Origin of the sequence: Microcystis sp. M144S2 (assembly GCF_020246065.1) — a bacterium.
Taxonomy (GTDB): Bacteria; Cyanobacteriota; Cyanobacteriia; order Cyanobacteriales; family Microcystaceae; genus Microcystis; species Microcystis ichthyoblabe_A.
The window spans coordinates 1-9,592 of record NZ_JADBTR010000092.1 but is presented as its reverse complement, the minus strand read 5'-3'; the positions used below and the strand labels follow the sequence as shown (position 1 = coordinate 9,592).

The window sequence follows — 9,592 nt, the reverse complement described above, 5'->3', positions numbered from 1 at the left end:
CTTAAATGTATCTGGATACACGCCACACAAGCGTTTGAACTCTGTTGGCTTTAAAGTTTTTACTTGTTCGTAAGTCATCTTTCAATCTTAACTCTTGGACTATTTTATCCTATTTTGTCTAGACTTATGCAAGAGATCTATAGCCTAGCTGCCAGGCTGCTTAGCAGCCTAAGTAACAGCTAAAGCTTTGGCTCGAATCACGTCAGGTAAAGGTGGGATTTGCTCATCGCCTCGCAACCGGGGCATGAGCAAATGCGAAAAGGAGATACCCAACTTCCGAATCACCGGTTAAGACTGGACTAGGGAAGGGGGAAAAAGCCGTAAGATTGCCTATTCCCTAATACCGAAAGCTTCTTACCTCACTATTCAGATAACCGCGATATTGCCGCTAATAGTTAAGCCAACTTAAAGGCATCTCGCCAACACCAGCGCAACAGGGTAAAAGCTATCAAACCTTTAACCACTTCTAGAAACCAATAACCAATCTGCAAGGACATCATTTCTCCCGACATTCCCGACGCGGTAACGGGGGCCAGTAAACCCATAGCACTGAGATTGGGAGTGAGAAAATAGGTGTAAATTAGGGTGATTACTAAGAGAACACTGGCGAATAGAAGCGATCGATGTTCGGGGAGATGGATTAAGGTATGATAGCGGTGGAAGACAACAAAGCTACACAGCACAATCGCCGCACAAACTAATTCCAGATGGTTAAAAATGCCAAATAGCAAGTAACCGGCACTGGCAAAGCCATTTTGTGTCATCATGCCAGCTACGGATAAGCTGGGGATAATGATTAAATCGATGACGAAACTGGCACTTAACCAGAAACCAAGAACAACCATGGCTAGGGTTGTCCAATTAAACCAAGACCGATAACGCTCAACAAAAGTTTTCATTAGGCTTGCTCCTCCTTGCCTTTCTAACTTAATTGTAAAGAGCGTTCGCCAAAATTTTGGCAAGTTTTTTGCTAATTCTTAGCAATTCTTATCAATTCTTAGGAGAGCAACTTAGTTTTCCGGAAGGGCAACCAAACAATACCGCTCTTACTTCTAGATTTGGCTACCCGCTCGGGGCGGAATTGTAAAGATTTATCAACAAGTGTTTATAAAAACCTTTAAATATTGACCAAGGTGACGATTCTAGACTTACCCTGAGATAATAACTGACTATCTACGGGTTTACTGTTATGGATAAGGATTTTCGTAACTATCGCATGGTTTGCACCCTCACCTTCGGAGATATTTACGGACAAATAATCGTCTGGTTAATCGTTATTTTTCTCACTCTCGCTTCCACTCTAGCTCTTTGGAGTAGCACTAGACAAATTTTTGCCCTCGCTACCGTGGGGTTAGTCGTCGTCCTCTCTTTGCCTTTTTTACTCTTTGCTTTCGTTACTACCCTCCTCAATCATATTGAATTCGTTCCCATCGAAGCGGAAACCAACATTCGTCGTGGTCCTGTCCCCGGAGTTAGCGGCAGCCGTGTACCCGCAGCCAGCTAAATCCGACCAAATCCCCAATCAATAATCTAGAGACGTTGTCAGCAACGTCTCTAGCAGTTTTTGCCCTTGTTTGCGTCGGGGTTTCTCGTCCTTGATTTTTGTTAATTTTTGTAAATTTAACTTGTTTTAAAAAACTTTTTCTGTTAGGGATTATCCAGAGAAAAATAGATGAAGCAGAGAAATTGTCAAGACAATAATCTTGTTTGCTGCCTGATCCCGGTCAATGATAAATTTTTAAATACCTAGTCTTTTACATTTTCCCAACTCTCGGAGTGATCCCCGATGTTAAAAAATCTCTTTGGTGGCAAAAAATCTGACTTTTACCTAGAACTAAAAGAAACTGATGGTGAACAAAAAGCGACAGCAACCACGGCAGCAGCCGCGCCTGTTGTGGAAGCTCCCGCCCCTGCTGTCGAGTCTGCTCCTGCCCCTGTAGCTGAGAAAAAAACCAAAAAAACTTCTGTTAAGAAAGAAAAGCAAGCAAAAGAAACTCCCGCCGCTCCTGTGAGCGCACCGGCACCCGTAGCCGCTACTAACGGTAAAGTAGAGCCGCAAGAGGTGGAATTTGCGACAAAATACTTGATTACTCCTAGTCTGTCTCGCCGTCGCCCCGGTCCAAGTTTGAATGGTTTCAAAGACATGGCACGCAAGGCGAAACTACCTGCTAACCGCGGCTAAATCCCCCAGATTGCTTTCTCAACAAAAAAAAAGGAGAGCTTTCTTTGACTCTCCTTTTTCATCAGGGTGCATCTACTGACTCAAGTTTAGCAGAGAGTTTTTTTAAGGTTGGTTATTTAGGTTACTCCCCAGAGTATTTTGGGGATAATTATTGCCTGTCTTTTTGGGTAACTTTTAAAACCTAGGACTAGACCGAACTGATCAAAGCGGTGATCACCACTATCCCGATCTGTTTCCGGTTTTTCAATTCTCCGACTTTTTCGGCGAGATCGGTGGTTTTCCCCGCCGCGTTCGCCATAACTTTAACTCGAGCTGCTTGCAGCTTAAACCCTCTATCTTTCCGTCTAGGGTTCAGATATCGCCTTTAATTTCCGACTGCCCTAACTCTAAATTCTTCTGTCCGTTTTCCAAGGTAATTAGTCGGTTTTTGATCGCCTTCTGTCCGTTGGCAATATTATTATGCTCGTTTAATCCCCTCTCCTAAGAATGATCAGGAGGGGCAAAATAAAAATCTGCTCCTAGTTTCTGACTCAACTCTTGATGTCCACAAAATTCTTTGACCTTGTCACAAGTAAAGGTTTTTCTTTGGTCAGGGGTAATCGGTCATTTATTTTGATTGGGGCTGCCAATTAAGCAGCCGATAATAACTCTTGATCGCTGATAATCAGAATTATTTCCTAACTTTTAACTGCCGACATCTGCCGCATTTCTAAATACACTAATAAAGCGTTAATATCGGCGGGATTTACTCCGCCAATTCGCGAGGCTTGGCCGATGGTGGCGGGTTTAATTTTTGTTAATTTTTCCCGCGATTCCATTGACAAAGTTTCGATTTTCATGTAGTCAATATCGGGGGATAAATGACGGTTACTGTGGCGACTAATTTGGTCAATTTGATTTTGTTGTCGCTTTAAATAACCGGAATATTTAATCTCAATTTCTACCCCTTCTCTTTCGGCTAAATTTATATCAGGATTACCTAAACCATAGCGATCAAGATCGAGATAATGGAAGCTAGGACGACGCAGTAAATCCGCTAAAGAGAGAGAACCTTTAATTTTTTGTTCCGTATCCTTAACGATGGCGATTGCCACCTCATCCCGTTCTTTAATTCTCGTTTCGTGTAGGCGTTCTTTTTCAGCGATAATATTAGCTTGTTTGCTCTGGAATAATTGCCAACGCCGGTTATCAATTAAACCAATTTCTCGCCCTAAAGGTGTTAATCTTTGATCGGCATTATCCGATCGCAATACTAAGCGATATTCGGAACGACTGGTTAACATTCGATAGGGTTCCCGCAGATCCTTAGTACACAAATCATCGACCAAAGTTCCTAGATAACTTTCCTCCCGGGGAAAAACAATTAACTCTTTTCCTAAAGCAAACCGCGCCGCATTAATCCCCGCCACCAGTCCCTGGGCTGCCGCTTCTTCATAACCGGTTGTCCCGTTAATTTGTCCCGCACAAAATAACCCCTCAATCTTCTTCGTCATCAGGGTTGGATAACACTGAGTTGCCGGTAAATAATCGTATTCCACTGCATAGGCAGCACGCAACATCACACAGTTTTCTAAACCGGGTAAAGTCCGCAGCATTGCTAATTGAACATTTTCCGGCAGTCCCGTTGAAAAGCCTTGGATATAAAGTTCGGGAATATCGCGCCCTTCCGGTTCGATAAAAATTTGATGACTTTCTTTATCGGCAAAACGGACGATTTTATCCTCAATACTAGGACAATAACGCGGCCCTTTGGAGTCAATAAAACCGCCATAAATGGGGGATAAATGTAAATTATCTCTGATTAATTGATGAGTTGCCGCCGTGGTGCGGGTGAGATGACAGTTCATTTGTTCTCGTTCGATCCACACCTCTGGATCAAAACTAAACCAACGCACCTCGTCATCAGGCGGTTGCGGTTCCATGCGGGAGTAATCCACCGAACGCTTATCCACACGGGCAGGAGTGCCAGTTTTTAGGCGACCGGTCTCGAATCCGAGACGATTTAGGGTTTCTGTTAAACCCACCGCCGCAAATTCGCCCGCCCGTCCGGCGGCCATAGACTTGCCGCCAATCCAGATTTTGCCGCCTAAAAAAGTGCCAGTGGTTAAAATCACGGCTTTAGCGGCGAAACAAGTGCCGAAATAGGTTTCTACCCCTAAAACTTGCTCATTTGCCCCTAAAATCAGGTCTGTGGCCATGCCTTCCCGAATAACCAGATTGGTTTGGGTTTCGACGATACCTTTCATCACCGCCGCGTATTCCCGTTTATCGGTTTGGGCGCGTAGGGCCCAGACTGCCGGTCCGCGAGAGGCATTAAGAACCCGTTTTTGCAGATAGGTGCGGTCGGCCATTTTGCCAATTTCGCCGCCCAAAGCGTCCACTTCGTGGGTTAATTGGGATTTAGCCGGACCACCGACGGCGGGGTTACAGGGTTGCCAAGCGATTTTATCGAGATTAAGAGTGAGGAGAAGGGTACGACAACCGAGACGGCCGCAAGCTAGGGCCGCTTCACAGCCGGAATGGCCCGCCCCGACGACGATGACATCAAATTCGTCTTGAAAGTCTGCGGCTGAGGAGAAAGTCATAGTCGATCGAGGGGAAAATTAATTAATCAGGCTAATATTCTAGCAATTTTTCTGAGTTTTCCCCCCAATATAATACAAGAATACTAACTAAGTCATTGACTAACACCAAAGCGATCGCATAAATCTAAAAACAATCTGTATAATCCCTATTTACCCTTGCCTTTTCAGGGCATTACTGGCTAAGTATTATAGGTGCTTATCATATTTTCACGATCGTTTAAAGATTGTAATCATGGATTTACTTGCCAATCCCGTTGCTTTGTCGCGGATACAATTCGCCATCACCGCTATTTTCCATATGCTTTGGCCGGTGTTAACCACTGGTATGGGCATTTATCTAGTCATTGTCGAAGGATTATGGCTAAAAACACGCAATCCTGACTACTATCATCACGCTCGCTTCTGGGCAAAACTCTACATTCTCAATTTCGGCATTGGAGTTGCTTCTGGTTTACCCATGGCCTTCCAGTTTGGCATGAATTGGGCGCCTTTTTCGGAAGCGGTGGGGGACTTTTTCGGAACTATCCTCGGTTTCGAGGGAACCATGGCCTTTATGCTAGAGGCTAGTTTTCTAGGAATTATGCTGTTTGGTTGGGGACGAGTTCCCCCGTTAATTCACTTCCTAGCGACAATTCTCGTCGCTTTCGGGGCTAATCTTTCCACTTTCTGGATTTTAACCGCTAATTCTTGGCTGCAAACCCCCGCCGGCGGCATCTTCGTGGATGGTAAATTTATCGTTCAGGATTACCTACAAGCGATTCTCAATCCCTTCATGGTTAATAGTTTCCTGCATATGTTTTTCGCTACTCTGGAAACTTCTCTTTTCGTCATTGGTGGTATTAGTGCTTGGTATTTGCTCAATAAACGTCACATTAGCTTTTTTAGTCGTTCTCTCAAAATTGTTCTTACTCTAGCGATTGTTATCGCCCCCTTGCAAATTTTTGTCGGTCATCTTAGTGCCGAACAAGTGTATCACTATCAACCGGCTAAATTAGCCGCCATGGAAGCGCAATGGGAAACTATTCCTGCGGGAGAAACTGCCGGTTGGAGTTTGGTTGCTTTACCTAAGGATAAAGCGGAGACAAATAGCTGGGAAGTGAAAATTCCTAATGCTTTGGGTTATCTTTTGGAGTTAAAACCCAAGTTATCGGAACCTGTTCTCGGCTTAAAAACGTGGAAATACGAAGACAGACCGCACATGGTGGGGCTAATCTATTATTCCTTCCGGATTATGGTCGCTATCGGTCTTTTTCTTGCTTCTTTAATGACTGTAACTGTCGGGCAATGGCTGCGCGGTCAACTGAGTAACGAAAAAATCGACAGTCAAAAATGGTTACTGCGCGCTTGGGTTTTTGCGGCCCCTCTGGGTTATCTTGCGGTTGAAACCGGTTGGATTGTCCGTTGTGTCGGTCGTCAACCCTGGACGGTTTACAATCAAATCCGGACAGTGGATGCTGCTTCTAAACTGCCCGCAGGCGAGATTTTAACTTCTTTAATCGGAATTACGGCGATTTATGTCGTTTTCTTGGTTTCTGCTCTCTATTTCGGTAGTCTTATTATCCGTCAGGGACCCAATCTTAACTTACCACTGCCGGGGACTCAACAGGAAACAGTGACCTCACCAGAACTAAATCCTCGTTCCCTAGAAGCGCAACAATAGGAGGAACTATGGAACCGTTACAGTATTTTTTGCCACAAATTTGGTTTTTTATTCTGGGTTTATTCCTGTTTCTCTACGTCCTCCTCGATGGTTTTGACTTGGGGGTGGGAATTCTTTCCCTGACTTCCTCCTCCGAGAAGCGTCGCAGTATTTTAATGACCAGTTTGGGTAATGTTTGGGATGCTAACGAAACTTGGATTGTCTTGATGGGTGGTTCCCTGTTTGGGGCGTTTCCCCTAGCTTACGGGACAATTTTAAACGCTTTATACCTGCCAGCAGTGATTATGGTGGTGGGGCTGTTATTTCGGGCTGTTTCCTTCGAGTTTCGTGAACATTCTCGTCGCAAGTTGTTCTGGAATTATGCCTTCGGACTCGGCAGTTTTTTGGCTGCTTTGGGGCAAGGATTCGCCCTCGGTGCGGTTTTTGAGGGCATTAAAGTGGATGAATTGGGTCATTTTGCCGGCGGCCCCTTTGATTGGTTAACATGGCGATCGATTCTAGTGTCTCTAACTTTAATCCAAGCTTATGTTTTAGTGGGTTCCACTTACCTAATTTTGAAAACTACGGGTAATTTACAGGAAGTTCACTATAAAACGGCAAAAATTGCCGCTATTACCACTTTTATCGGTGCTATCTTTATCACCATCAGTACGCCGCTGCTTTCTGACCATATCCGTCAGCGTTTATTTGACCCTCGACTAATTTACATCTTTATCCTCATCCCGATTTTAGCTGTGGTCTTACTGGGTTTATTACTGCGGAGTTTGCAACTAAAGGAAGAAAACACCCCCATGGTCTGGACAGTATTGCTGTTTATGCTCTCTTTTATCGGTTTGGGATTGTTGATTTTCCCCGATATTATTCCCCCGTCAGTGACAATTTATCAAGCGGCGGCCGCCCCTAGTTCTTTGGTGTTTATGCTGACTTTTGTGGGTTTTTTAATCCCAATTTTACTAGCCTATACAGTTTATAATTACATCGTTTTTCGGGGCAAAATTACTGCTGAATCCTACGGAGAATAGATGGCGTTGCCGATTTCAGATATGAATCTTCTTTGGTGGTATTTTTAAGGGGAAACTCTCTACCGCTGATGCTAAACTGAATTTATTCTAGGAGGTCTTTGGGTGTAATTAACTCGTAACGCTCGAAGGGTTGATGAATCCAAGGATTATCGGGGTAATATTCCACATAATAGTCAGGTTTGATTCTTGATGCCGCTTTGTACCAGATCACCGCAGTTTTGATATTGGTAATCCCGTATTTTTCCTGTAACAAAATCGAGGTTTTTTGGAGAGTGATTCCCGAATCGACTAAATCATCCACTAATAACAAGGGACTCTTTAATTGGGCTTCGATCATGGCTAAATTTGAGGAAATAGTTAATTCTCCCCGAATTTGATGATTTTGCCCCCCGTAGGAAGCAGCGTAGAGAATGGCTAGGGGTTGACGAAAAAGACGACAGAGAATGTCACCGACGCGCAATCCTCCCTTAGCTAAACAGACAATCTGAGCAAATTGCCAACCAGAATGATCGATTTTTACTGCTAATTTTTCGATCAGACGATGGTATTCATCCCAAGAAACATAGACATCGGCCATATTTTACATTCCCGATTGAGAATTACTTATTTTCCGCAGGTCGATCACTACTCCAGGCCCACCAAACTCGATCGCATTGACAATGATAGAATTCTTGCCATTTACGACGGGAATCTTCTCCTAAAACGGGAGCGCGGCGATTGATCCAAACGGCCTGAGCTTCTTTAGCTTTTGCCCCACAGTAAGGACAACAAAAATTGTAGGCGTGAACGGCATTCTCTGTCCAGTCAGGGGGAAAGGGACTAAAAGCATCCATAATCTCTGGGTTAAGGGGGTTAACAGTCAAAAAGGGGCTTGAATCGCTGGTGTTTAGGCTATAGTTCTCAATTTCTACCTCGATAATTTTTACAGCGTTTCCCATAAAGATGAAGTGTAACCTAATTTGGTATTGATGACCGACTCCACCAGAGGAAAACTTTGTACCTCACTATTAAGATAAATGCTATAATAGGTTTTGACAAATCGCGATCGGGAATATTTTCATGAAAACGAAGATTAATAACCGGAAAAACTGGCTCAATAGATAATCTCCTTGTTTACTTTATCACTAAAAAAATATGGCTAAAGGGGATCAAATATACGCCTATCGGGAATTGCTCAATCTTCAGGGTGTTTATGCCCATCATGGCATCGATTGCGGAGATGGTAGCGTCATTCATTACCGAAAACCGAGCGAGATTGTGGAACGAACTTCCCTAGAAACCTTTGCTAGGGGCGGTAAAATCTATGTGGTGCGCCATGTAGAGGTGGGATTTTCCTTTATCCCCGATGTGGTGGTAGAAAGGGCGCTAAGTCGTCTGGGGGAGCAGAAATATAATCTTCTTTTTAACAACTGCGAACATTTTGCCACTTGGTGTAAGACCGGTATTAGCAAAAGTCAACAGATAGAAGAATTTATCCCGATTATTACCCATTTACAAGCGGTGGGACTCTACGAACCTCTGAAAAAATCCCTCATCGGAGCCGACCCCAACAATGCCCAAACCCTGTTAAAAGGGGCTTTAAGCAATCTTAAGGTCAGTTGGGATGAAATTCAACCCCAGTACAAAAAAGCCATTCAAGAAGCAGAAACATGGAATCGAGTAGCGATCGAAGCTTTAAGCAGAAATCGCGATGATTTAGCCCGGGAAGCTCTGAAACGTAAGGTAGAAGCCAAAAAACAGGCAAAACGCCATCAGGAACAATTGGATCAAATAGCGGCCATGACCGAAAATGTTCTTAAAAGTCTGGTGATTGCTAACGGTTAGTCTGGATGTAAGTAGGGTTGGCTGAATAAATCTAAAAACCTTGTTGGATAAGGCTTTTAGACTTTTTTCCCTCAAAAAGTGCTGACCATTGGAGTGATCGGGGGTAAAATTCAGGTACTTTTTCCCTGAAAATTAGGTAACTGACTACCTCAAAATCGGTAAAACCCTACACCCGTTCGGACCTCGGCGTGAGCTCGGTCGAACGCTGAGCTCACGGCCGAAGCCCACACCCCACACCCGTTCGGACCTCGGCGTGAGCTCGGTCGAACGCTGAGCTCACGGCCGAAGCCCACACCCTGCCCCCACCAACAAACTTTTT

The 9,592-nt window shown here is 44.2% G+C and carries 9 protein-coding genes and 1 pseudogene; 5 read left to right on the top strand and 5 right to left on the bottom strand.

Features of this window, described 5'->3' with window-relative positions; genetic code table 11:
* Nucleotides 1–395: 395 nt before the first annotated feature.
* Nucleotides 396–899 carry a hypothetical protein gene (locus tag IM462_RS11620; RefSeq protein ID WP_287701699.1) on the bottom strand — a complete coding sequence of 168 codons (504 nt, stop codon included), beginning with the start codon at nucleotides 897–899 and terminating at the stop codon, nucleotides 396–398.
* A 290-nt stretch (nucleotides 900–1,189) separates the two neighbouring features.
* Here IM462_RS11620 and IM462_RS11615 point away from each other — a divergent pair, with 290 nt between their 5' ends.
* Together IM462_RS11615 and IM462_RS11610 are read left to right on the top strand one after the other, a co-directional pair.
* Nucleotides 1,190–1,504, top strand: coding sequence for a hypothetical protein (locus IM462_RS11615; protein WP_002735918.1), 315 nt, complete (start codon nucleotides 1,190–1,192; stop codon nucleotides 1,502–1,504).
* Between the two features lie 282 nt (nucleotides 1,505–1,786).
* Nucleotides 1,787–2,182: a hypothetical protein gene (locus tag IM462_RS11610; RefSeq protein ID WP_287701701.1), complete on the top strand. Its 396-nt coding sequence runs from the start codon at nucleotides 1,787–1,789 to the stop codon at nucleotides 2,180–2,182.
* A gap of 483 nt (nucleotides 2,183–2,665) precedes the next feature.
* Here IM462_RS11610 and IM462_RS11605 read toward each other — a convergent pair.
* Nucleotides 2,666–2,782, bottom strand: a pseudogene (locus tag IM462_RS11605) (IS30 family transposase); the annotation flags it as partial.
* Nucleotides 2,783–2,859: 77 nt separating this feature from the next.
* Nucleotides 2,860–4,767 carry a tRNA uridine-5-carboxymethylaminomethyl(34) synthesis enzyme MnmG gene (gene mnmG, locus IM462_RS11600; RefSeq protein ID WP_287701703.1) on the bottom strand — a complete coding sequence of 636 codons (1,908 nt, stop codon included), beginning with the start codon at nucleotides 4,765–4,767 and terminating at the stop codon, nucleotides 2,860–2,862.
* 232 nt (nucleotides 4,768–4,999) lie between these two features.
* Between mnmG and IM462_RS11595 the strand changes: the two genes are divergently transcribed.
* Together IM462_RS11595 and cydB are read left to right on the top strand one after the other, a co-directional pair.
* The gene (locus IM462_RS11595) at nucleotides 5,000–6,427 is read left to right on the top strand and encodes a cytochrome ubiquinol oxidase subunit I (RefSeq protein WP_149973379.1); all 1,428 of its coding nucleotides are present in this window, start codon (nucleotides 5,000–5,002) and stop codon (nucleotides 6,425–6,427) included.
* An 8-nt stretch (nucleotides 6,428–6,435) separates the two neighbouring features.
* Nucleotides 6,436–7,449 (top strand): cytochrome d ubiquinol oxidase subunit II, encoded by a 1,014-nt coding sequence (gene cydB, locus IM462_RS11590; RefSeq protein ID WP_002792975.1) that lies wholly within the window; start codon nucleotides 6,436–6,438, stop codon nucleotides 7,447–7,449.
* Between the two features lie 82 nt (nucleotides 7,450–7,531).
* Here cydB and IM462_RS11585 read toward each other — a convergent pair whose 3' ends face one another.
* Together IM462_RS11585 and IM462_RS11580 are read right to left on the bottom strand one after the other, a co-directional pair.
* Complete coding sequence (locus IM462_RS11585) at nucleotides 7,532–8,026, bottom strand: phosphoribosyltransferase (protein ID WP_046663150.1); 495 nt, start codon at nucleotides 8,024–8,026, stop codon at nucleotides 7,532–7,534.
* A 22-nt stretch (nucleotides 8,027–8,048) separates the two neighbouring features.
* On the bottom strand, nucleotides 8,049–8,282 hold the full coding sequence (locus IM462_RS11580) for a hypothetical protein (protein WP_002771307.1): 234 nt from the start codon (nucleotides 8,280–8,282) through the stop codon (nucleotides 8,049–8,051).
* A gap of 301 nt (nucleotides 8,283–8,583) precedes the next feature.
* Here IM462_RS11580 and IM462_RS11575 point away from each other — a divergent pair, with 301 nt between their 5' ends.
* Entirely contained in the window at nucleotides 8,584–9,273 is a 690-nt protein-coding gene (locus IM462_RS11575) for a lecithin retinol acyltransferase family protein (RefSeq protein ID WP_002736879.1), read from the top strand.
* Nucleotides 9,274–9,592 lie beyond the last annotated feature (319 nt).

Coding starts and splice junctions, on each gene's coding strand:
- IM462_RS11575 (WP_002736879.1), top strand. CDS start 8,584: ATGGCTAAAGGGGATCAAATATACGCCTATCGGGAATTGCTCAATCTT.
- IM462_RS11610 (WP_287701701.1), top strand. CDS start 1,787: ATGTTAAAAAATCTCTTTGGTGGCAAAAAATCTGACTTTTACCTAGAA.
- IM462_RS11580 (WP_002771307.1), bottom strand. CDS start 8,282: ATGGATGCTTTTAGTCCCTTTCCCCCTGACTGGACAGAGAATGCCGTT.
- IM462_RS11595 (WP_149973379.1), top strand. CDS start 5,000: ATGGATTTACTTGCCAATCCCGTTGCTTTGTCGCGGATACAATTCGCC.
- cydB (WP_002792975.1), top strand. CDS start 6,436: ATGGAACCGTTACAGTATTTTTTGCCACAAATTTGGTTTTTTATTCTG.
- IM462_RS11615 (WP_002735918.1), top strand. CDS start 1,190: ATGGATAAGGATTTTCGTAACTATCGCATGGTTTGCACCCTCACCTTC.
- mnmG (WP_287701703.1), bottom strand. CDS start 4,767: ATGACTTTCTCCTCAGCCGCAGACTTTCAAGACGAATTTGATGTCATC.
- IM462_RS11585 (WP_046663150.1), bottom strand. CDS start 8,026: ATGGCCGATGTCTATGTTTCTTGGGATGAATACCATCGTCTGATCGAA.
- IM462_RS11620 (WP_287701699.1), bottom strand. CDS start 899: ATGAAAACTTTTGTTGAGCGTTATCGGTCTTGGTTTAATTGGACAACC.